The sequence below is a fragment of the Streptosporangium sp. NPDC087985 genome (assembly GCF_044741965.1).
GTDB lineage: Bacteria > Actinomycetota > Actinomycetes > Streptosporangiales > Streptosporangiaceae > Streptosporangium.
In genome coordinates this window covers 348,078-370,481 of record NZ_JBIUTQ010000004.1, presented here as the reverse complement: position 1 = coordinate 370,481, position 22,404 = coordinate 348,078, and the positions used below count along the sequence as shown (strand labels likewise).

Genomic DNA, 22,404 nt, shown 5'->3' with positions numbered 1-22,404 from the left:
AGTATTCATGTCGTGGCGTGCTGAGGCCAGCGGATTTCGGGCCGCGGGACGCGGAGTCTCGTCTCGCCTCGATCCTCACGGATGGGAGGCCGCTTGAGATGACATAGATGGAGGAAGGTTCTCATCATGTCAAGCGTCAGGGAATGGCAGCGCACCCTGTCCGGGTCGCTCGGCGGATGATGCGGCGGGCACGGCGGCTGGCCGAGCGGACCCCGCCGCAGCGGGAGCGCTATGTCGACCTGCTGCGCGCCGTCGCGATCACAGCGGTCGTCATCGGGCACTGGCTGTCGATCTATGTGACTCACGACGGCAGGGGCTTCCACGGCGGGAGCATCCTCGAGGTCGCCTCGTGGACCCGTCCGCTGACGTGGCTGTTCCAGGTGATGCCGCTGTTCTTCCTGGTCGGCGGCTTCGTGAACGCCGCGTCCCTCGCCTCCCATCGAGGGCGGGGCGGCAACGCCACGGGCTGGGTGCTGAGCCGGACCGCTCGGCTTCTGCGGCCGACGACGGTGCTGCTGGGCGGCATGGTGGTGGCGGCCCTGACGGCCGGGGTCCTGGGGACGGAGCCCGCTCTGATCGGTGAGGCGGTCTGGCTGACCTCGATCCCGCTGTGGTTCCTGGTCGCCTACATCGCCGTGATGGTCCTCACCCCGCCGATGTACGCCCTGCACCGGCGTGCGGGTCTGGCCGTGCCGATCGTCCTGACGGCCCTGGTCGGCGGGGGCGACCTGGCCCGTCTGGTGCCGGCCGTTCCCTACGTGGGACAGGCGAACTTCCTGCTCGGCTGGCTGGCCGTGCATCAACTCGGCTTCGCCTGGCAGGACGGGCGCCTGCCGTCCCGGCGGAGCGTGGCTCTACCGATGGCGGCGGCCGGGTCCGTCGCCCTCGTGCTTCTCACGGTGGTCGGCCCCTATCCGGTCAGCATGGTGGGATTCGGAGGGGAGAAGGTACAGAACACCTCCCCGCCCACGCTGGCCCTCCTGGCTCTGGCCGTCACGCAGGCGGGAGTCGCCCTGTGGATGCGTGACCGGGGGGACCGGTGGCTGCGACGGCTGGGCCCGTGGACCGTCGTGGTGGCGGTCAACTCGGTGATCATGACGCTCTTCCTCTGGCACATGACCGCCGTCGTGATCGGCGTCCTGGCGCTCTACGGAACGGCGGTGATGCCCAATGCCACGCCCGGGTCGGCACTCTGGGTGCTCCTGCGCGTTCCCTGGCTCGCCTGCCTGGCGCTGATCCTCGCCCTTCTCGTCGCGGTGTTCGGGCGTTTCGAGCAGCGTACGAGGCCGCGGGCCGGCTCCGTGAGCGCGGTGAGGGGCGTGCTGCCCACCGCGCTGACGGTCGCCGGGGCCGGCGCCGTGCTCGCCGGGCTTCTGGCCCTCGCTCTGGCCGGCCCGGGCTACCACGGGCCGGCGGGCCTGCCCGTGAGGGTGCTGGTCGCCTACTTCGGCGGTGTCGCCGTTCTGGGGTTGGTCCGTTGGCGGTATTCGCATCCGGCGCAGGAGTGATCGGGCCGGCGGCCCCGGCCTACGGTGCTGCCTTGATCAGGGTCTGGCTCCGCCATCCGACTACATGATCTGAAGGACAGGATCTAGTGCCCCTCCCGTCAATCTTTGCCCCGTCGCGTCGCCCAGGGCGGCACCTCGCCGCGTTGTCGTCGTCGGCCGTAGGCTCCGCTACGGCCTCCTCCTCCGCCTTGCGATGCACCACCCTGGACGCCGCTCCTTCCGGGCAAACCTTGCCGGTCGCGGCACTAGCCGAGCTGCCACTCGCCCTTCTGCTGTCCGAACATCACCCCGAACTGGAGCTTGGCAGGCTTGGCGGCGGCTGGTCCGCCTCCCCGGGCTGTCCGGGGGTTGTACGGCGGTGAGCTGGTCCGTTCCGCCGGCTTGTTCGGGAGGCTGTACGGCGGTGAGCTGGTCCGTCCCGTTGGCCTGCTCGGCAGCCGGTTGGCCGGTCTCCACGGGCGTTGCGGTGTCGGCGGACTGCGCCTCGCCCGGGACGGAGCGGAGCTGTTCGTCGTCGGCGACGGCAGTGGCACTGCCGATGGCGAGGATGGTGCCGATGACGCCGGTCACGAGCGCGAGGGACAGTCCCGCGACCAGGGCAATGATCATGCCGACGCTGTTCGGTGGCGGAGGCGATGGGGGCGGCGGGTAGCCGGATCCGGGATGGCCGTACTGGACGTGCCGGGGTGGGTAGGGCTGCGGGCGGTATCCCCGCGGCGGCTGCCGCGGACGGCCATAGGGCTGGGGCTGCTGCCAGCGGGGCGGCTGCCGGGCGTGCTGACCGTGCGGCGGCTGCCGGGCGCGCTGGCCGTACGGCGGTTGCGGGCGTTGCGGGGGATACGTCACTGCTTCTCCGGAATCCTGGCGATGCGTGAGAGACGCGCCGGCCTCCCCCAGGGGTTACCCACTGGCCGGATCCGGTCATCCCCGGCCGGGTGCCTGGCCGTGGACATCGGCGTGCCGTACCGCGTGAAACCGCGGCAGGGGCGAGAACCGTCTCATCCCTGCGATATGTCGATGTCCCCCGTGGCGCTGGAGACCCGGATCAGGCGCGGTGAGGCGGGGTCGTCGACGACGCCGATCCGCGCCAGCCCCATGGCGGTGGCGGTCATGACGTGGTACGCGCCCTGCGGCAGTCGTACCACGCTGTCGCCGGTGCCGGTCCTCACCTCGACCGCTTCGGGCGGGCCGCTGAAGCCCAGGTTCACCTCGCCGGTGCCGGTCGAGGCGGTGACCTGCGGGCTCGACAGGTTGTCGGCCTCGACGTCGCCGGCTCCCGACCGCGCATCCACCGTGCCCGACAGCGCGTGCAACGTGACCACCCCGGTTCCGGAGTCGGCCCTGACCTTGAGGCCGTGCGGGATCTCCACCCGGTAGTCCACCACGCACACCCAGTCGTCCCAGGTGTTGCCCTCGGGCGGGCACGTATAGTCCAGCGTCAGCGTGCCGCCGTCCACGGGATGCCTGGTGACGGGCTTGTGCCCCTTCCACCGGAGGTTCTCGGTGACATGGACGCCTGACCTGGTGGTCTCCGTCACCTCGATGCTCCCGGTCCCGGTCGCGACCCGCAGCGCGTTCAGCGCGTCGGACACGTCGTAGGAGACGGTCTCCTGCTGCTCCGGACCGGGGACGGGCTCCACCTTCACCAGGCCGCCGACGCCGCCCACCTGCACCGGGTCGCAGCCCACCAACATCAGACCTGATGCGAGCAGCGCCGCTGCGATGGCTGTCATTTTTCCCGTCCTCGCGGTGTCGATCTTCCGCCGGGCCGTACGGCCGCCGCCTCCGGGAGGCTCCCGAGGCGTCCTCGAAGGTATCCCGAGCCGGCCGTTCGAGGACGGGGTTCCGGAGTGTGACCGGGAACGTTTTACCTACCCGGGGGCTGTCTCGGACGGGTCCGGAGCGGGCGTTCCCCCTCGGGGAGCCGTCCGGGACAGCCCCAGCCCCCGCTACCTCGGGGGCGGAGCCGGGACGATCAGACCGAGGAGACCGTGGGCCTCTTCTCCGATCCCGGCGGCGAACCAGAGCGCGTCCTGGCCTCCGTTGGCCGCCGTGCCGGGTTCGAGGCCCCACAGGCCCTCGATCGCCATGGGCGTTCCGTTTGCCCGGCGCAGCGGTCCCAGGTAGCGGCCGGTCCTCGGGTTGTAGGCGTTGATCCGGCCGTCCCCGAAGTTGCCGACGAGCAGCGCTCCGGCGAAGGAACCGAAGCTTCTCGGCGCCACCGTGATGGCCCAGGGCGCGTTGAGCGGGCCGCGGGAGGCGAAGCGCCGGATGAAGCGGCCGGAGGCGTTGAACTGGCTGACGAATCCGTCGCCCGGTCCCGTGACCTCGTCCGAACTCCCCGGCGCCGTCTTGGCGTAGGCGACGAAAACGGTCCCGCCGATGGCCGCGACGTTGAACGGCGCGTAGTCGGCCGGCAGGAAGGGATCGCGGAAGAGTCCGGGGATCCGCTGGAAGTTCTGGCTGAAGACCACGATCCTGCGGTGGAAGAAGTCAGCCGCCAGCAGGCGACCGTCCACCAGCGTCAGGCCCTTGAAGTTCGCGTGCGGAACCGTGGCGGCCACGACCGCGTGGGCGGGGTCCGCCGTGGAGTTCCATCCGGCGATGGTGCCACTCTCGGTGGCGAAGATGAAGCGTGCCGGACCTGAGCCACCCGGACCGGTGACCGTGAAGCCGGGGCCGGGGTTGGACACCTGGCCGGTGGGGGCGCTGGGGACCGCCACCTCAATCGATTCCTTGACGATCGGTCCCGCCGTGCCGCCACCCCCGTAGACGGTGGCGGTGTCCGTGCCGTTGTCGGAGACCCAGAGCCCCGGGCCCATGGCGAGTCCCCAGGGGTTGACGAGCTTGGGGTCGGTGATGGTGGCCCGGCCGGGGATATCCGAGACGAGGTCGACCTCGCTGAACCGGGTCGGGTGGGAAGGCGCTGATGTCGTCTTCTGGGCCGCGGCGGGGAGGAAACCGGTCGTGCCCAGAACGAGAGCCGCAGCGCAGAGAATGGCATGTCGTCGCCGCCCGATGATCATCAGGCCTCCTCTGGTCGTTGACGTGCGATCACGCTAACAACGCAGGTGGCGGCCCCAGCCGATTCACGACAGCTCGAACGGTAAGTGTTCCTTATGGGGTTCCATGCGGTTCGCTCCACCTACCTCCAGAAGAGACTCAGCCCTCCAGAAGAGACTCAGCGGGGAGTCATCTCCTCAGCATGGCAGCAGTCCGTGCCGGGCAGCTCTGCCGAGCACATCGGTTCCCTGGCCGCCCGGCGGGATGGGAGACAATCGGCGGCATGCAGTTCGGCATCCTCGGGCCTCTGGACGTGCGATCCCCCACCGGTGAGGCGATCTCCGTGGGCGGTCCCCGGCCGCGTGCCCTGCTCGTGATGCTGCTGCTGAACGCGGGCCGGGTGGTCGGCGTGGACCAGCTGATCGACGGTCAGTACGGTGACGACCCCCCTGCCGGTGCCGCCAACGCGCTGCAGGCGCAGGTGTCCCGGCTCCGCCGCAACCTGCCCGTCGAGCTGGTCGAGTTCCACGGGGCCGGATACCGGCTCGCGATCGACCCCGACGACGTCGACGCTCACCGGTTCGAGCGGCTCGCCCGCGAAGGGCGGCGGAAGCTGGCGGCGGGCCTTCATCCGGCCGCCGCCGGCCTGCTGCGGGAGGCGCTCGGCCTGTGGCGGGGGCCGGCCCTGGCCGACCTGCCTTCCGGGCAGGCACAGGCGGCGCGGCTGGAGGAGCTCCGGCTGGTGGCGGCGGAGGATCTCGTCGAGGCGGAACTCACCCTTCCCGAGGGCACCTCGGTCGCCGACCTGCGGCGGCTGGCGGCCGCGCACCCCCTGCGGGAACGGCTCCGAGGGCAGCTGATGCGCGCCCTGCACGCGGCGGGACGGCAGGCCGAGGCGCTGGCGGTGTTCGAGGAGACCCGGCGCCTGCTCGCCGAGGAGCTGGGCGCCGACCCGTCGCCGGAGCTCGCCGAGGTCCACCTGGCCATCCTGCGCGCCGAGAACCCCGCGCCGGTGCCGCGGCGGCTCGCGGCCCAGCTCAGCAGCTTCGTGGGGCGCGAGCAGGAGCTCGCCCGGATCGACGCGCTGAGCGACTCCCGCCTGATCACGATCATCGGGCCGGGCGGCACCGGCAAGACCCGGCTGGCGATCGAGGCGGCCGGGCGCGGGCGGCACGAGGTGTGCTTCGCCGATCTCTCCCCGCTCGACGGCGGCACCCCCTCGTCCGGCGGCGGCGCCTCCTCGCTCGGCGGAGGCATCCTCTCGTCCGACGGCAACGATCAGGTGCCCCAGGCGGTGCTCGGCGCCCTCGGATTGCGCGAGAGCGGGTTCCAGTCGCTGCGCGCGTCGGACCCCACGGAGCGCCTGGTGTCGGCGCTCGCCGGGCAGGAACTTCTACTCATCCTCGACAACTGCGAGCATGTCGTCACCGCCGCCGCCACGCTGGCCCGCAGGCTGCTGGGTGAGTGCCCGGGGCTGAGAGTCCTGGCCACCAGCCGTGAGCCCCTCGGCATCACCGGCGAGACACTGGTGCCGCTGACGCCGCTGGCCACGCCGCCGCCGGACTCCCCGCCGTCCGCCGCGTCGGCCTATCCCGCCGTGCGGCTGTTCGCCGACCGGGCGGCCGCCGTACGGCAGGCGTTCGAGTTGGGGCAGGACAACGTGGAGACGGTCACCCGGATCTGCGCGGCGCTGGACGGACTGCCCCTGGCCATCGAGCTGGCGGCGGCGCGGCTGCGGTCGTTCACCGTCGAGGAGATCGCCACGCGCCTGGCCGAACACGGCCGGTTCCGGCTGCTGTCGCGCGGCGACCGTACGGCGGCGGCCCGACACCGGACCCTGCGCGCGGTAGTGGAGTGGAGCTGGGATCTCCTCACGCCGGATGAGCAGGCGCTGGCCAGGAGGTTCACCGTGTTCGCGGGGAGCGCCTCCCTGGAGGCGGTCGAGGAGGTCTGCGGCATGGAAGGCGCCGCCGAGCTGCTGGCCGACCTGGTGGACAGGTCGCTGATCGAGACGGACGGCGACCGGTACCGGATGCTCAACACGATCGGGCTGTTCTGCGCGGAGAAGCTGGCCGAGGCCGGGGAGTGGGAGCGCCTGCGCGGCGCCCACGCCCGATTCTTCCTCGACCTGGCACAGCGCGCGGATCCCCACCTCCGCCGGGCCGAGCAGCTCCGGTGGTTGGCCCGGCTCTCCGCCGAGCACGCCAACCTGATGGCCGCGCTGCGCAGGGCCGTACGCGACGACCGGGAGACGGCGCTGCGGCTGATCGCCGCGCTGGCGGCGTACTGGTGGCTGAGCGGGCGGCGCAGCCACGCGGGGGAGGCGGCGGCCGAGGTTCTCGACGCGATCGGTGGGCCTCCCGAGGGGCTGGAGGAGGAGTACGTCATGTGCGTGGCGCATGCCGTACCACGGGCGCGGCCCGAACACTGGGAACGGGCCGGGGCGATCATGCGGTCGCTGGACCGGCCGGCGAGGCACCCCTTCACCGTGCCCCTGTGGGGCATGGTCGCGGGGCCGTCGCGACCGGTTGGACCCGATGCCGGCCGGCTGCTCGGTTCCGACCCGTGGAACCAGGCGCTGGGACGGCTGAGCCTGGCCCTGCTGGCGATGTTCGACGGTGACCCGGCCGTGGGTGAGCGGGAGTTCGAGGAGGTGCTGGCCCGCTTCCGATCCCTCGGCGAGCGGTGGGGAACGGCTCAGAGCCTCGACTGGCTGGCTCTGATCGCGAGCCGGCGTGGAGAGTGGGCACGCGCCCGTGAGCTGTGGGGGGAGGCGATGGGGCTGCTCGAAGAACTCGGCGCGCTGGAGGAGACCGCGGACGTGCTGGAGCGCCGGGCCGAGGGGCTGGTGCGTGAGGGGGATCTCGCCGCCGCTGCCGCCGACTACCGGCGCGCCGGTGAGCTCGCCCGCAGGGCGGGCCTGCAGGGCGTGCCCGCCGAGGTCCACCTGGGCCTGGGTGAGATCGCGCGGCTCGAAGGCGATCTCATCGAGGCCCGTCGCCTGCTCGGCACGGCGCTGCGGGCTTCGGAGACCGGGGCGTTCGGCGCCGAGGGGATGCGGGCCCGCGTACTCACCGCGCTGGGACGGCTGGCCGAGGCCGGAGGCGATCCCGCCGGAGCCCGGCTCCGCCATCGCCAGGCGCTGGCCTCGGCGCGGAGGTCGCCTCTGACGACGGACATCGCCGACGCGGCCGAGGGGCACGCGGGAGCCGTCCTGCTGGGAGGAGCGGGGAAAACGCCGGGGAACGCCGGGGAACGGGCGGCGCTGCTGCTCGGCGTGGCAGTGGCGCTGCGCGGGACGGCCGTGGCCGGCGACCGCGACGTCGCCCGGATCGCCGCGCGCGCCCGTGACCTCGCCGGCCCGGAGGCGTTCGCGTCGGCGTTCGCCCGTGGCGCCGTGCTAAGCCGCGACGAGGCGCTGACAGTGCTCGACGGCGAGAGCGGCGAGAGCGGCGAGGGTGGTGAGGGTGGTGAGCGGGGAGAGAGCGAGGGGCCGGGGGACGGGGAGGCGCTGACAGCGGTCGACGGCGGGGACGTGTGAGTGTCAGCCGATGATCGGTGAGCTGTCAGCGCCCCTCGCGAAGCTTCCGGACATGAAGAACACCACGGTCCTCATCTCCGGCGCGAGCATCGCCGGCCCCGCGCTCGCCTACTGGCTGAACCGCTACGGCTGCGCCGTCACCGTCGTCGAGAGGGCGCCCGCACTCCGCACCGGCGGCCAGGCCGTCGACTTCAAGGGCACGACCCAGCTCACCGTGCTGGAGCGGATGGGAATCCTCCAGGAGGTACGGCGGCGCCAGACAGGCGGGGCCGACCAGACCATCGTCGACGCCGGTGGCAGGCGGCTGGCGGTCATGCCGGGCGAGTTCACCGGTGGCGACATCGAGATCCTCCGCGGTGACCTCTCCGCCCTGCTGTACGAGAGGACCGCGGGGAGCTGCGAGTACGTCTTCGGCGACTCCATCGCCTCGCTGACCGAGACGCCGGACGGCGTGCACGTCACCTTCGAGCGCGGCGTGCCGCGCACCTTCGACCTCGTCGTGGGCGCGGACGGCATCCACTCCAACGTCCGGCGGCTGGCCTTCGGCCCCGAGTCGGATTACGTGCGCTTCCTCGGCCACTACTACGCGCTGGCCGACCTCGACGCCGGCATCGACAGCATGATGTACAACGAGCCGGGCAGGCTGGTGTCGCTCGGCGGTCCCAAGTCGCCCGCGTTCTTCGTCTTCGCCTCCGAGCAGCTCGACTACGACCGCTACGACACCGGCGGGCAGCAGCGGATCCTGATCGACGCCTACCGGGACGCGGGCTGGAAGACACCCGAGATCCTCGCCCGGGTGCCGGACGCGCGCGAGTTCTATCTCGACTCGATCAGCCAGGTCCGCGTCGACCGGTACGCCAGGGGCCGGGTGGTGCTGCTCGGCGACGCCGCCTACGGCAACACTCTGGGCGGCTTCGGCACCGGACTGGCCGTCGTCGGCGCGTACGTGCTGGCCGGGGAGCTGGCGGCGGCCGGAGGCGATCATCGGGTGGCGTTCCGGAAGTACGACGAGGAGTTCCGCGGCTACGCCAAGGTGGCCAGGCAGGGCAACGCCGGCTCCTTCCTCGCCCCGAGGACCCGGCGAGGGATCAGGATGCGGAACTGGATGTTCAAGCGCAGGATCCTCCTGCGGGGACTGCTGAAGATGACGGACTGGTTCGCCACGGACATCAAGCTCAAGGACTACGCCCAGCTCACCCGGACCTCCACCCCAAGGTGACCCAGGGGATACGGCCGGGGGGTGGCCCCGGCACTCCGGGGACGGAGGCCGGGGCCTGGGGGAGTCCGGCAGGAGGTACGGGGGCGACCTCGCTGCCGGACTGGTCAAGGGGCCCGGCCTCCGGGCAGGGTGTCGGGAGGGACGTAGCGGCGGCTGGAGGTATGAGTCGGCCACTACCCAGGCGTCGGCGGAGGTGCGGGCCCGCCTGGCCCTCGACGACTCCGAGGATGACCGGCCCGATGTCATGCACACCCGGTACGTGTTCACCGCTGACGATCAGCCATGGATGTTGTCTGACTCCTATGAGCCGCTGGCACTCACAAAAGGAACGATCATCGCGTTCCCGGAGGACGGCCCCGCCGCCGGTCTCGGCGTCACCCACCGGATGGCCGAGATCGGCATCGCCGTCGACGACTGGATCGAGGACGTCGGCGCTCGGCTCGTACTTCCCGAAGAGGCCAAGCTCCTGGGAATCGCGCCGGGCAGCATCGTGATGACGATCGAGCGCACCTATCTCGCCGAGGGACGGCCGGTCGAGGTCGCAGACATCGTCGTGCCCGCCGAGACCTCCCGGCTTGGCTACTCCGGCCCTGTCGGGGAGGCATCGGAGTGAATCACGTACGAGGCTGAGGAGGTAGCGCATGACTGAGGCTGCACGCCTACCTCCGCGTTGCCCGTGACCTGCGTGAACAGATCAGATCGGGGTGAACCGCATCACGCTGTGAATCACCGGAACGGTCGGAGGACCGCTCGGGAGACCCGATAGCCCTTCCCGGTGTCAGTCGAGCGGGTCGGGCCATCCGTGAAACGGCAGCAGTTCCCGCAGCCTGGTTGAGGTGCGCCGGCCGAGGACCACATCGGTGTCGATGTTGGCCGGGTCGATCTGACGGATGAACTCCCGGCAGCGTCCGCACGGCGGCAGCACGTGCAGAACGCCCTCGTCACTCCGCCACACGGCGACGATCCTCGCGATCCGGTATTCGCCGGCCGTGACCATGGCGGCGATGGCCGCGTGCTCCGCGCAGAATCCCGTGCCCGAGCCGGTGTCGACGCAGACGCCGGAGTAGAGGGTGCCCGCCTCGGTGACCAGGGTGGCCCCCACGTTCCCGAAGAGGCGGTCGCCAACGGTGTGAGGATTGAGCACCGCCTCGGCGGAGCCGATCAGCTCATCGTTAGACACGGTAGTCACGGATCGGAAGCTAGCAAACATCCGTCTGCCGCAGCCATCCGATATTTCCCGGAGAAGTTCTGCTCCCCACGTCGATCCGGGCTTCCCGAGGATTGACACATAAGCAGAGACCCGAACACGGAGCAGGAGACACCACGACGAAGTTCACGATCAGCGGCAAGGCCGGCGAGGACTCCGAGAGCCGGCAGGGCCGCGGCGCGGCGGATGTATCCGAGGGCGCCGTACGCAGCCCGGACCCGCGTCGCTCGTCCGCGTGGTCACGGGTGTGGTTCGCGAGGACCGGAACGTTCGCGGTCGTGCTTCAATGCCATTTTCACAGCGAAGTATATAACAAAGAACTGAACGACAATCGAACCCACCCAAAGAACAATGACCTCGACTATTCCGGCGCCAGACAAATTCGCAACCCTTTCAGCGGGAATCTTCTACAAGTTTGCCCGATATCCTGACTATCGTCTATGGCGGACAGGGTTCCGGTCTCACCTGCGTCAGGCCCGTCCGGCATGACTGCCCTACGGCGCCGCGGATTCACCGGATGGGCGGCGCCCGCTGAAGCATCTGGAGTCACCCCGTGAGCCGTACCGGCAAGGTTCTCTACGTGATCGTGTGCGCCGCCGGCTCTGCCGTCGGGGTCGGCCGCCTCGTCACGATGGCGCAGGAAAGAGGCTGGGCCGTCCAGGTCGTCACCACCCCGGCCGCGCTGGACTTCGTCGACGTCGACGAGCTGGAGAAGCAGACCGGCCGCCCCGTCCGCAGCCGCTACCGCAGGCCGGACGAGCCGAAACCACCCCGGGCCGACGCGATCATCGTGGCTCCCGCCACCTATAACACCGTCAACAAGTTCGCCCAGGGCATCGCCGACACCTACGCCCTGGGACTTCTCGCCGAGGCTCCCGGTCTGGGGATTCCCGTGGTGGTGCTGCCGTTCGTGAACAGCGCTCTTGCCAACCGGGTGCCGTTCCGCCACAGCGTCGAACAGCTACGGGCCGAAGGTGTGAGGGTCCTCCTAGGCCAAGGGGAGTCCGAGCCCCGGTCTCCCGGCTCCGGTGGCGCCGACGACCGCCCCTGGAAGCTCGCCCTCGCCGAGATGGACCGCCTCACCGATACGCCCTGATCCCGGAACCGTACCTTCAGCCGGTGCCCGTCTCCCGGGGGGTTTCCCGGTTTCAGGACCTCCCGGCTCTCATGCGGGCGGTCTCCGTACCTTGACGGTGACCCCACGCCCGCGTGCGGGATGCGACCTCGGCCACGCCGGTGACCTAGCGGGAGCCCCGGTGGAACCTCGCCGCGATGGCGGCGACCGCTCCCGCGCCCAGGGATGTCCCGGCGAGCACCATCGCCGCGCCCAGCGCCCACAGGCCGCTGTCGTCCGAGGTGGCGGCGTTGACCGACCAGCACACCGTCATCGTGAGCGAGATGGCGACGGCGTCGATCACCGGGTGGCCCCGCCGTCCCGCGACGGCCGCCAGGACCCCCAGGCCCAGTGCCACGCCGACCACCTGCCAGGGCTGGTAGGGGCCGGTGGTGGTGCCGTCGGGCAGCACGTCCTTCTCCCGGTCCCATCCCAGCCAGGCCATGTAGTTGACGAAGGTCGCCACCGCCAGCAGCCCGGCCGTTCCGGCAGCGGATGCAAGGCTCGGACGCCGCACGGGAAGGGTCTTCCTGTCCACCGGCACCGCAACCTCCCCTACCTGTGATCACGATAAGTCCACTGTCAGGGGCGATCCGGCCCCCGTCAACCGCGCTCTCCCTCTGTCAAGGTACGGCGTGCAGGCTCCCCGAGGGAGGATCGGCCGGTGGCCTCTCCCGGAGGGGTGTTGGCCGGGGCTTTTTCTTGATCTGACCGGTAAATAAGCAGTTCAGCTGGGCAGGCGGCAGCCGATTAAGGCCGCCATTGGCTCTCATCGCTGTCGGCATATCCGATTTATCCCTGCATCCTGCGTTCTGTGTTCTGTGCTCTGCCGCGCCGCTGAGTGTCAGCCGATGCCCATGACCGTCATCGCCACCGACAGGACCAGCGCGCCGGTCCCGCCGATCGCGCCGGCGATCACGGCGCCCCGGCGGCCGAGCAGGCTGGGCAGGCTGGGCAGGCCGCGTAGGTGGATGCGGGCGGCCGCGATGAACAGGAGGCCGCCGATCATGAACCACGGGCCCCACAGGTAGGTGTACCAGCGGAGCACCGACAGAAGTTCCGTCGGCGTTTCGGGGATGTCGGGCCGCAGCAGTAGTCCGTACAGGACGAACAGGCCGCCGTGCCACAGGAGCAGCACCCCGGCGCCCCAGGCCGCGAACTGCAGGAGCCGGTTCATGCCGGTGCCCCAGCCGCGGTGGACCAGGGCGAGCCCCAGCACCCCGCCGACGACCTTGAGCACGCCGGTGACCCACAGGACCACCAGGAACCAGGTGACCCGGTTCTCCACCAGCGCGACCAGGGACGGGGAGATCGTCGTGGCGGCGCCGGCCGTACCTCCCAGGGCCCAGTAGAAGCTCGGCAGCGCGAACAGGAAGCCCCATACCGCCGCGCCGTACCCCGCCCAGGCCGCCCGGCGGGGCCGGGGCGTCGTCTCATCTGCCGGTGAATCCGGTGAATCCGGTGAATCCGGTGAATCCGGTGAATCCGTCATGCCCTCAACGGTTCCAGCGCCGCACGCCCGGTGCCTCCCCCTCCGGAATGACATCTCTTCACTGGAGGGGAACGGCGGTACGGCCCGGCGGAGCGCTCCGGGTAGCCGCAGGGTGCACAGACCCGGCCCCGCCCGGCAGGTCCCGGCCTCGTCGCCGTCGGCGGGCCGGATGGAGCACTCAGCGGAGCACGGCGCAGCCGCGCAGGGTCAGCCGGTGCAGGACCTCCGGGTCGCCGTCGAGCTTGTTCCAGCGGAGGTCGAGCTTCTCCAGGGCGGGCAGATCGGTCAGGGTGTCGGGCACGTCCCGGAGGCGGTTGTTGCGCAGGTCAAGGTGGGTGAGGCTGCTCAGTCCGGTGATGGAGCCGGGCAGGGAGGTGATCGCGTTGCCGTACAGAAAGAGCGTCCGCAGTCCGGGCAGTCCCAGGACGCTCTCCGGGAAGCGGGTCAGCGCGTTGCCGTCGAGGTGCAGGGTGTGCAGCGCGGTGAGGCCGCGCAGGTCAGGGATGTCGTGGAGCCGGTTGCCGTCCAGCCGGAGGTCCTCCAGCCGGGGGAGCCGCCCGATCCACGGCGGCAGTTCGGTCAGCTCGTTCCAGGCCAGGTCGATGCGGCGCAGCAGGGCCGGGTCACCGGCCGGGGCCGGGAGTTCGGTGAGCCCGGCGCCGGGGGCGATCAACTCGTGCAGCACGGTTCTCCTTGTTCAACTGATGCAGGCCGTTCAACTGATGCGAGCCGTACGGACACCTGACGCAGAGCCGTACGGACCGGTTGTTTTTTACCAAGAACGGCAACCGCAGTGGGGAGGTGCGGGGACGAAGACTCTGGATCCGCCGCGCACGGACGGCTCTCCGTCACATACTGGAACGTCATGTAAACCAAAAGTGACCGACGAGGGGCACGGCGGTGACGGGGACGATCCTTTCGCGAGTTCGCACGGGGTACGGCGGCGAGGCCGCGGGGGAGGGCGCGGGTCGTTACGTGACATCCGGGTCAGCCGAGATAGATGTCAGCGTGATCGTGGCCGTCCACAACTGCCGCCCCTATCTGGACAGATGTCTCACTTCCCTGCTGATCCAGCGGGTCAACAGGGAGATCGTCGTGGTGGACGACGGTTCCACCGACGGCAGCGCCGAGCTGCTCGACCTCTACGCCTCCTACCATCGCGGCGTCATCCGGGTCATCCGGCAGGAGCACTCCGGCGGCGCGGGCCGTCCCCGCAACGTCGGGATCTCGTACGCCCGCGGTAGATACGTCTTCTTCTGCGATGCCGACGACTACCTCGGCCCCGAGGCGCTGGAGCGGATGCTCGCGATGGCCGACCGCAACGGCTCCGACATCGTCCTCGGGAAGATCGTCGGGCATGACCGCAGGGCGCCGGTCTCGATGTTCCGCCGGAACGCCGAGCGGGCGCCGCTCGGGGAGAGCGCGGTCTACAACAGCCTGAGCTGCTTCAAGCTGTTCCGCCGGGAGATGCTGGAGCGCCACGTCATCCGTTTCGACGAGACGCTGCTGGTAGGCGAGGACGTGGTCTTCACCGCCCACGCCTACTGCCACGCCGGTGTGATCTCGGTGGTCGCCGACTACGACTGCTACCACCTGGTCGCCCGGCCCGACGGCAGCAGCATCATGCAGCAGGAGGGGAGCCGCGACCCGGTCTCCTGGCTGCGGATGATCAGGCGGCCGATCGAGCTGGTGGTCGCCCACGTGCGTCCCGGCGCGCTCCGCGACCACCTCCTCCGGCGGCACTTCCGGCTGGACGCCTTCGGCGCCCTCGGCCGGCCCTTCCTGGAGGCGGGGGAGGTGCAGCGCGAGGAGATCGTCGCCGAGGTGGCCGACATGTGCGACCGATGGCTGACCGACGGTGTCCGCGCCCGGCTCACCGTCATCGACCGGAGCCGGCTCGCCGCGCTCCAGGACATCGGCCGCCTGGTACGGCTGGCGCACATCGAGTCGGCCGTGGTGCGCCGGGAGCTCACCGAGCTCCGCTGGGACGAGGAGAACCGGCTGGTCGTTTCCGGCAGGGTCGAGCTGAGCGCGCTGGAGCAGGAGGGCCGCCCGAAGCTCGCCGTCGGCGGGCTGGCCCTGGTGCTGCGGCTGCGGCACGGCGGTACCGAGCCGCCCGCCGAGGTGGTGGTCCCGGTGACCGGCGACTGTGACGGTTTCACCGGTCTCATCGACATCGGGAGGCTGCCCTCGGGCGTCTGGGACGTCCAGGTGACCGTCGAGTGCGAGGGGGTCACCCGGGTCGCGCGGTTCGGCGCCGACCGGGACGGGCGGATCGCCCAGCCGGTGCCCCGCATGGTCGGGGGTGCCGTCGCCCTGCCGTATTTCACCCGGCCGCACGGCAACCTCAGCCTCGACGTCGGCGGGCACGTGGTGAGCGTGCCCGCCAGCGTGCGGCTGACCCGGACGCGCTGGGCGGCCGGCCACCGGCTGGTGATCGCCGGGGAGATCGTCGTTGGCACCGGCACGCCGGGGGCGCACGCCGTACGCCATCTGGTCTGGCGGGAACGGTGGTCGGGGCTGGAGCGGCACGAGCCGGTCGCGGTCGGGGCGGGGGGCGCGTTCGCGGCCCAGCAGATGGTGGGCCGGCTGGGGCCGGGCACCTGGGACGCCTATCTGGAACTGGACCTCGGGGGACCGCCCACGCGTTTCCGGATCGAGGCGGAGGCGGTGACGATCGTGCCGCAGCGCACGTGGTGGCGGGGGCTGGTCAGGCGGAGCGTGCGGCCGTACGCCACGGCGGGGAAGGGGCGGCTCAGCACGGTGGTCCGCACCGCCACGCCCGGGACGTTCGTCAGGCGCATCCTCCGTTAACGGCGGCTTGTCGCAACCGCAAGCCTCCGACCTGTCTCCGTTAATGCAACTTTATTGCAACTACAAGCTCATGGCTTAAAGTAGGGGGTGATTACGCACTTCGGAGGCTTTTCGTGCACGTACCCGATGGCTTTTTCAACGTAGCCGTTTCCCTCTCCGCCGGGGCCGTCGCGGCGGCCGGCGTGGCGGTCTGCCTGCGTGGCGCCCGCCGTGAGCTCGACGACCGGACCGCCCCCATGGCGGGTCTGGTCGCCGCCTTCGTCTTCGCCGTCCAGATGCTCAACTTCCCGGTCGCCGCGGGCACCAGCGGGCACCTTCTCGGCGGCGCGCTCGCCGCGATCCTCGTCGGGCCGTACACGGCCGTGCTGTGCGTGACCGTGGTCCTGCTCGTGCAGGGCTTCTTCTTCGCCGACGGCGGGCTGACCGCGCTGGGCGTCAACATCACGCTCATGGGCATCTTCGCTGTCGTGGTCGGCTGGGCCGCCTTCCGCCTGATCACCCGGGCCGCGAGGGGCAGGACCGCCGTCGTGGCGGCTTCGTTCGTCGGCGCCCTGGTCTCGGTGCCCGCCGCGGCGCTGGCCTTCACCCTGCTGTTCTGGATCGGGGGCACCGCGCCCGTCGAGATCGGCACGGTCGCCGCCGCGATGGGCGGCGTGCACGTGCTCATCGGCCTCGGTGAGGGCCTGATCACGGCGGTCACCGTCAGCACCGTACTGGCGATCCGTCCCGACCTGGTGTACGGCGCGCGAGGGCTGGCCGCCCCGCTGGTCCTGCGCGGCGCCGACGGCGACACCGTGGTGCCTCAGGGAGCCCCGGTCCCGGCCGCCCCGCGGCGTGCGGGCTGGTTCGTGCCAGCCGGCATCGGGGTGGCGGCGCTGCTGGCGGGGGTCGTCAGCTTCTACGCCTCCTCCTCGCCCGACGGGCTGGAGCGGGTCGCCGAGGACAAGGGCTTCAGCAGCCAGGCCGCCGAGCACTCCCTGGGCGGGCAGCCGCTCGCCGACTACGGTGAGGCGGGTGGCATCCCGGTCGGGGTGGCCGGCCTGATCGGGGTCGGGGTGACCCTCGGGGTCGGCGGCGGGCTGTTCCTCGGGGTGCGCCGCCGTACCAGGGCCGAGGTCTCGGTCTAGTGGGCGCGGGGCACCACCACCGGCTCTACCGGCCGGGCGACACGCCCGTCCACCGGCTGCCGCCCCAGTGCAAGCTGGCGGCGGTGGCCTGCTTCGCCCTGGTGGTCGTGACCACCCCGCGCGAGTGGTTCTGGGCGTTCGGGCTCTACGCCCTGCTCCTGGCGGCCGTGGCGTTCTCCGCGCGGATCCCGCCGTCCTTCCTGCTGCGGAGGATGGCGGTCGAGATCCCGTTCGTGGTGTTCGCCGTGGCGCTGCCGTTCATCGGGTCCGGCGAGCGCGTGACCCTCCTGGGGCTGTCGTTCAGCGTCGCGGGCCTGTGGGCCGCGTGGAACATCCTGGCCAAGGCCACCCTGGGCGTGCTTGCGAGCGTCCTGCTGGCGGCCACCACCGAGCCCCGTCTGATGCTGCTGGGCGCGCAGCGGCTCAGGCTGCCGCCGCTGCTGGTGCAGATCGCGATGTTCATGCTCCGCTACATGGACGTGATCGTGGACGAGATGCGCCGGATGCGGGTGGCCAGGGAGTCGAGGGGGTTCGTGGCCAGGGACGTCCGGCACATCCCGGTGATCGCCAGGTCGGCGGGCGCGCTGTTCATCCGGTCCTACGAGCGGGGCGAGCGGGTGCACCTGGCGATGCTCAGCCGCGGCTACACCGGCTCGATGCCGGTCATCCAGGATCTGTCCGCCTCGTCGCGCCAGTGGCTCGCCGCGAGTATGTTGCCGGGCGCGGCGCTCGTGGTGCTGCTCGGAACCTGGGGGTTGGCATGACGACACCGTCTCTTGAGGTGCGCCGGCTGGCGTACGCCTATCCGGACGGCACGCAGGCGCTGTTCGGGGTGGACTTCGCGATCGGGCGTGGGGAGCGGGTGGCGCTGCTCGGACCGAACGGTGCGGGCAAGACGACGCTGGTGATGCATCTCAACGGCATCCTGACCGCCGGGCACGGCACGGTGACGGTGGCCGGACTGCCGGTGGCGAAGGACTCGCTCAGGGAGATCCGCAGGCGGGTCGGGCTCGTCTTCCAGGACCCCGACGACCAGCTCTTCATGCCGACCGTCCGGGAGGACGTGGCCTTCGGCCCGGCCAACCTGGGGATCGGGGGTGAGGAGCTGCAGCGCCGGGTCAAGGACGCGCTGGACCGGGTGGGCATGCTGGAGGCGATCGACCGGCCCCCGCACCACCTGTCCTTCGGCCAGCGCCGCCGGGTCGCGGTGGCGACCGTACTGGCCATGGAGCCGGAGATCCTGGTGCTGGACGAGCCCTCGTCGAACCTGGACCCCGCCTCCCGCCGAGAGCTCGCCGAGATCCTGCGGGGTCTCGACGTGACCGTGCTGATGGTCACCCATGACCTGCCCTACGCCCTGGAGCTGTGCGACCGCTCCCTTGTCCTCTCCGGAGGCGTGATCGCCGCCGACGGGCGGACCCGGGACATCCTCGCCGACGCCGATCTGCTCGCCGCCCACCGGCTTGAACTGCCGTACGGCTTCGCCCTGCCGTGACCGGCTCCCGGGCACGGCGCCCCGCTCGGGCACGGCGCCCCGCTCGGGTGCGGCGCCCGGCTCGGGCATGGCGTTCACCGGCGGATCCAGCGGGCCCAGCAGACTCGGCGGGCCCAGCAGACTCGGAGGATCCTGGGAATCCGACAGATCCGGCGGCGATATGTAGCGTTCCTGCCATAGCCTCCTGATCCAGATAAATGATCGTAGGCCGCATGCCTTCGCCTACGGTGAGGGCAAAGTAAAGTGGGTCTGCCTCATGGGCGCGAGGAGGATTGATGAAGCTACGGCTGGCTCGTCGCGCCGTTGGTGACGCTGTGGTGGTCACCGTCGAGGGTGAGCTCGATCTGTTCACCGCTCCGTTCCTCCGGGACGAGGTCCGCGACGCCATCAAACTCGACAGCCCCAGGCTGGTCCTCGACCTCACCGCCCTGTCGTTCATGGACTCCAGCGGCCTGTCCGTGCTGATCGAGGCGTGGCGGCTGGCCACCGGGGAGGGCGGCGGGGTCTGCCTGGCCGCGCCCCAGGGGCCGGTGGCGCGGATCCTGCGCACGACCGGGCTGGATCGGCGGATAAAGGTCTACCCCGACGTCGGCAGTGCCGTGGGAGGGATTCAGCCCCCGTCGTGGGGGACATTTGGCCACCCTGAGTAGAACTTCATTCGGTCTCCAGGTTAAAGTCCGCTCATGGACCTGAACGGATCAGCAGCAATCATTTCGGGCGGTGCCAGCGGTCTCGGAGAGGCCACGGCCCGCGATCTCGCCGCCCACGGCGTCACCGTGGTCATCGCCGACCTCAACGAGGAGCGCGGCAAGTCGCTCGCCGACGAACTCGGCGGCGTCTTCGTCAAGACCGACGTCGCGGACGAGGACCAGGTGCAGGCGGCCGTGGACGCGGCCGTGGCGACAGGCAAGCCGCTCCGTACCGTGGTGAACAGCGCGGGCATCGGCTGGGCCACCCGTACGGTGAAACGTGACGGCTCGCCCCACGACCTGGCGTCCTACCGCAAGGTCATCGAGGTCAACCTGATCGGCACCTTCAACCTCATGCGCATCGGCGCGGCGGCCGTCGCCAAGACCGAGCCGGTCGACGCGGACGGTCAGCGCGGTGTGATCATCAACACCGCCTCCGTGGCGGCGCTGGAGGGCCAGGTCGGTCAGGTGGCGTACTCGGCGTCCAAGGGCGGCATCGTCGGCATGACCGTCCCGGCCGCGCGTGACCTGGCCGCCGTCGGTATCCGCGTCAACACGATCTGCCCGGGCATCATCGACACTCCCATCTACGGCTTCGCGCCCAACGCCGAGGAGTTCAAGGCCACCCTGGTGGCACCGGTGGTCTTCCCCAAGCGCATGGGACAGCCCGCGGAGTTCGCCCACCTGGTGCGCTCGTTGATCGAGAACGACTACATGAACGCCGAGACCGTCCGTTTCGACGGTGGTATCCGCTTCCAGCCCAAGTAGGAGTCATCGGTGTCTGACGCGTCCGGCAACCCTCTGCCGGCTTCTGGGACCGACGACGTTCTGGTCGAGGTCGACGACGGTGTCGCCGTCATCACGATCAACCGTCCCCGGGCGAGGAACGCCGTCAACGGCGTGGTCGCCCGAGGCATCGCCGCGGCGCTGGACGAGCTGGAGGAGCGCAAGGACGTCTCCGCCTACGTCCTCACCGGGGCCGGCGGCACCTTCTGCGCCGGCATGGATCTGAAGGGCTTCCTGACCGGCGACTTCCCCGTCGTCGAGGGAAGGGGCTTCGGCGGCATCGTCGAGGCGCCGCCGAAGAAGCCGATCATCGCCGCGGTCGAGGGCTACGCCCTGGCCGGTGGCTGTGAGCTGGCGCTGGCCTGCGACATCATCATCGCCTCCGAGGAGGCCAGGTTCGGGCTGCCCGAGCCCAAGCGGGGCCTGGTCGCGGGGGCGGGCGGTGTCATGCGGCTGCCGCAGCGGATCCCGTACCACATCGCGATGGAGATCGCCCTGACCGGCGACCACTTCCCCGCCTCCCGGCTGTATGAGGTGGGCCTGGTCAACCACGTCACGCCCGCGGGCGAGGCGCTGGCCAGGGCGCTCGAGCTCGCGAAGAGGATCGCGGCCAACGCTCCGCTGGCGCTCGCCGCGACCAAGCGGGTGATCGTCGAGTCCGCCGACTGGAGTAGGGACGAGATGTTCGCCAGGCAGGGCGAGATCATCAACCCGGTGTTCGGTTCCAAGGACGCGATGGAGGGGGCGGCGGCCTTCGCCGAGAAGCGCGCCCCGGAGTGGAAGGGCGAGTAGGGCTCGGTGCCGGGCGTGATCTGTATGGACACGTCCGGCACATTCAAGGCCCGGAATGCGTACGGTAAAGGTGTGGACGGGCGCGGCGGGGGCACTTGCCGTCCAGGTGACCGCTCCGACGGCCAGGAGAGTGAATGAACGACCACGTGACCCGGACCACTCCGACGGAACGGTCTTCGGGCGAGCATCTCAAGCGCAGGGCAGGCAGCCTGGCGGCCGGTGCCGCGGGGGCCGCGATGCTCATCATCGTCCTGGTCACGGGCATGTGGGTCATCGAGGTGATCGACTACGTGCTGCCCGTCAACTTCGACGCCTACGGCATCAGGTCGTGGACCCCCGAAGGGCTGACCGGCGTCTTCCTCGCCCCGTTCCTGCACGCGGGCTTCGGCCACCTGATGGCCAACTCCCTGCCCCTGCTGGTCCTCGGCTTCCTCGCCGCGCTGCGCGGGATCGGCCGTTTCCTGGCCGCCAGCCTGATCGTCATCGTGGTGAGCGGCCTGGGCGTCTGGTTCACCAGCTCGCCGACTACTGTCACGGTCGGTGCGAGCGGGCTGGTGTTCGGCTACTTCGGCTACGTCGTCGCCCGGGGCCTGTTCGACCGCCGCGTCCTCGACATCGTGATCGGCGTCGGCGTCGCGGTGGCGTATTCCTCGATCGTCTGGGGCGTGTTCCCGGGCCAGCCCGGCATCTCCTGGCAGGCTCACCTGTTCGGGCTGGTCGGCGGCGTCCTGGCCGCCTGGGTCCTGCGCCGCAAGCGCCCGGCCGCCATCCCCGCCTACTGACCGCGCGAGGCCGGCGGACTCCGCGCAGGCACCCGTCCCCGCCCGCTGACCGCGCGGGGCCGGCCGACTCCTCGCGGTATCCGTCCCCACCCCGTCGCCAGGTGTCCGGGGACGGCTAAAGTCGGCCGGGACGACCGCTTGACAGGGGGGACGGGAAGGCGTGGACGACACGGCCAGGAAGGACACCGCAGCGAGCGCCACAGGCGCCGCGGAGGGCCTCGCAGGGCCGCTCCGGAGGCCGCCCAGGGTGCTGGTCCGGCGGGCGCTGCCCACCGAGCCCGCCGTACGGGGTTCGGCGTCGCTGTTCATGACCGAGGCGGAACGGCAGGGCATCCGTGCGGGCCGCCGCATGCTCCATGTCGGCACCGAGCCCGCCGCCGACCACATCGCCACCGCCCTGCGCGTCGAGCCCGGCACCGAGGTCCTGGCCCGCCGCAAGCTGCTGCTCGCCGACGACGTGCCCGTGCGGATCGCCACCAGTTACTTCCGCCTGGACCTCTTCGGCGACACCCCCCTCGCCGACCCCGACTTCGTGCGGCCCAGTCTGCAGGCCGGGATCGAGGCCCTCGGCCACCGTTTCGGCCATGCCGAGGAGCACCTGATCGCCCGCCCGCCCACCGCCTTCGAGGAGGCGACCCTGGAGCTCGATCCCGGTGAGTGGGTGGTGCAGATCCTGCGTGCCGGCTACGGCGACGACGGCACCCCGGTCCACACGCTGGAGACCATCTGCGCGGCCTCCCGCCACGTCTTCCCCATCGCCCAGGTCACCGGGGCCGACGAGTTCTGACCAATGCCGATGCCCCCGGGGACCGGTCCCCGGGGGTTCATCGAGGGA

Annotated in this window: 20 protein-coding genes; 14 read left to right on the top strand and 6 right to left on the bottom strand. The window is 70.9% G+C overall.

Annotated elements, in window-relative coordinates; genetic code table 11:
* Positions 1-143: 143 nt before the first annotated feature.
* Positions 144-1,508 carry an acyltransferase gene (locus ACIN94_RS12800; RefSeq protein WP_400703943.1) on the top strand — a complete coding sequence of 455 codons (1,365 nt, stop codon included), beginning with the start codon at positions 144-146 and terminating at the stop codon, positions 1,506-1,508.
* 998 nt (positions 1,509-2,506) lie between these two features.
* Here ACIN94_RS12800 and ACIN94_RS12795 read toward each other — a convergent pair.
* Positions 2,507-3,241 carry a hypothetical protein gene (locus ACIN94_RS12795; RefSeq protein ID WP_400703940.1) on the bottom strand — a complete coding sequence of 245 codons (735 nt, stop codon included), beginning with the start codon at positions 3,239-3,241 and terminating at the stop codon, positions 2,507-2,509.
* A gap of 216 nt (positions 3,242-3,457) precedes the next feature.
* Positions 3,458-4,534, bottom strand: a complete 1,077-nt coding sequence (locus ACIN94_RS12790; protein ID WP_400703937.1) for a TIGR03118 family protein — start codon at positions 4,532-4,534, stop codon at positions 3,458-3,460.
* A gap of 260 nt (positions 4,535-4,794) precedes the next feature.
* Between ACIN94_RS12790 and ACIN94_RS12785 the strand changes: the two genes are divergently transcribed.
* The 3 genes from ACIN94_RS12785 to ACIN94_RS12775 are packed head-to-tail and all read left to right on the top strand — an operon-like array spanning position 4,795 to position 9,884.
* The gene (locus tag ACIN94_RS12785) at positions 4,795-8,052 is read left to right on the top strand and encodes a BTAD domain-containing putative transcriptional regulator (RefSeq protein WP_400703934.1); all 3,258 of its coding nucleotides are present in this window, start codon (positions 4,795-4,797) and stop codon (positions 8,050-8,052) included.
* Between the two features lie 52 nt (positions 8,053-8,104).
* Entirely contained in the window at positions 8,105-9,271 is a 1,167-nt protein-coding gene (locus tag ACIN94_RS12780; protein WP_400703931.1) for an FAD-dependent monooxygenase, read from the top strand.
* A gap of 55 nt (positions 9,272-9,326) precedes the next feature.
* Positions 9,327-9,884: a UTRA domain-containing protein gene (locus ACIN94_RS12775; protein WP_400704085.1), complete on the top strand. Its 558-nt coding sequence runs from the start codon at positions 9,327-9,329 to the stop codon at positions 9,882-9,884.
* A gap of 165 nt (positions 9,885-10,049) precedes the next feature.
* Here ACIN94_RS12775 and ACIN94_RS12770 read toward each other — a convergent pair whose 3' ends face one another.
* On the bottom strand, positions 10,050-10,460 hold the full coding sequence (locus ACIN94_RS12770; RefSeq protein WP_400703928.1) for a cytidine deaminase family protein: 411 nt from the start codon (positions 10,458-10,460) through the stop codon (positions 10,050-10,052).
* 571 nt (positions 10,461-11,031) lie between these two features.
* Between ACIN94_RS12770 and ACIN94_RS12765 the strand changes: the two genes are divergently transcribed.
* The gene (locus ACIN94_RS12765) at positions 11,032-11,574 is read left to right on the top strand and encodes a flavoprotein (protein WP_400703925.1); all 543 of its coding nucleotides are present in this window, start codon (positions 11,032-11,034) and stop codon (positions 11,572-11,574) included.
* A gap of 145 nt (positions 11,575-11,719) precedes the next feature.
* Here ACIN94_RS12765 and ACIN94_RS12760 read toward each other — a convergent pair whose 3' ends face one another.
* The 3 genes from ACIN94_RS12760 to ACIN94_RS12750 all read right to left on the bottom strand — a co-directional run bounded on the left by ACIN94_RS12760 (position 11,720) and on the right by ACIN94_RS12750 (position 13,769).
* Positions 11,720-12,136 (bottom strand): hypothetical protein, encoded by a 417-nt coding sequence (locus tag ACIN94_RS12760; RefSeq protein ID WP_400703922.1) that lies wholly within the window; start codon positions 12,134-12,136, stop codon positions 11,720-11,722.
* A gap of 300 nt (positions 12,137-12,436) precedes the next feature.
* Complete coding sequence (locus tag ACIN94_RS12755; protein ID WP_400703919.1) at positions 12,437-13,084, bottom strand: DUF3995 domain-containing protein; 648 nt, start codon at positions 13,082-13,084, stop codon at positions 12,437-12,439.
* Between the two features lie 178 nt (positions 13,085-13,262).
* Positions 13,263-13,769, bottom strand: a complete 507-nt coding sequence (locus ACIN94_RS12750) for a leucine-rich repeat domain-containing protein (protein WP_400703916.1) — start codon at positions 13,767-13,769, stop codon at positions 13,263-13,265.
* 323 nt (positions 13,770-14,092) lie between these two features.
* Here ACIN94_RS12750 and ACIN94_RS12745 point away from each other — a divergent pair, with 323 nt between their 5' ends.
* From ACIN94_RS12745 to ACIN94_RS12705, 9 genes are all read left to right on the top strand, one after another.
* On the top strand, positions 14,093-15,898 hold the full coding sequence (locus ACIN94_RS12745) for a glycosyltransferase family 2 protein (RefSeq protein WP_400703913.1): 1,806 nt from the start codon (positions 14,093-14,095) through the stop codon (positions 15,896-15,898).
* A 113-nt stretch (positions 15,899-16,011) separates the two neighbouring features.
* Positions 16,012-17,025, top strand: coding sequence for an energy-coupling factor ABC transporter permease (locus tag ACIN94_RS12740; RefSeq protein WP_400703910.1), 1,014 nt, complete (start codon positions 16,012-16,014; stop codon positions 17,023-17,025).
* Positions 17,025-17,789: a cobalt ECF transporter T component CbiQ gene (cbiQ, locus tag ACIN94_RS12735; RefSeq protein WP_400703907.1), complete on the top strand. Its 765-nt coding sequence runs from the start codon at positions 17,025-17,027 to the stop codon at positions 17,787-17,789. Before ACIN94_RS12740 ends, cbiQ begins: the two co-directional genes overlap by 1 nt.
* The gene (locus ACIN94_RS12730) at positions 17,786-18,520 is read left to right on the top strand and encodes an energy-coupling factor ABC transporter ATP-binding protein (RefSeq protein WP_400703904.1); all 735 of its coding nucleotides are present in this window, start codon (positions 17,786-17,788) and stop codon (positions 18,518-18,520) included. The genes cbiQ and ACIN94_RS12730 overlap by 4 nt, the downstream gene beginning before the upstream one ends.
* A 275-nt stretch (positions 18,521-18,795) precedes the next feature.
* Positions 18,796-19,170: an STAS domain-containing protein gene (locus ACIN94_RS12725; RefSeq protein WP_400703901.1), complete on the top strand. Its 375-nt coding sequence runs from the start codon at positions 18,796-18,798 to the stop codon at positions 19,168-19,170.
* A gap of 33 nt (positions 19,171-19,203) precedes the next feature.
* Positions 19,204-19,977: an SDR family NAD(P)-dependent oxidoreductase gene (locus ACIN94_RS12720; protein ID WP_400703898.1), complete on the top strand. Its 774-nt coding sequence runs from the start codon at positions 19,204-19,206 to the stop codon at positions 19,975-19,977.
* A 9-nt stretch (positions 19,978-19,986) separates the two neighbouring features.
* Positions 19,987-20,787 carry a crotonase/enoyl-CoA hydratase family protein gene (locus tag ACIN94_RS12715; protein WP_400703895.1) on the top strand — a complete coding sequence of 267 codons (801 nt, stop codon included), beginning with the start codon at positions 19,987-19,989 and terminating at the stop codon, positions 20,785-20,787.
* A gap of 134 nt (positions 20,788-20,921) precedes the next feature.
* Positions 20,922-21,569: a rhomboid family intramembrane serine protease gene (locus ACIN94_RS12710; RefSeq protein WP_400703892.1), complete on the top strand. Its 648-nt coding sequence runs from the start codon at positions 20,922-20,924 to the stop codon at positions 21,567-21,569.
* 160 nt (positions 21,570-21,729) lie between these two features.
* Positions 21,730-22,356: a GntR family transcriptional regulator gene (locus ACIN94_RS12705; protein WP_400703889.1), complete on the top strand. Its 627-nt coding sequence runs from the start codon at positions 21,730-21,732 to the stop codon at positions 22,354-22,356.
* The last annotated feature ends 48 nt before the right edge of the window (positions 22,357-22,404 follow it).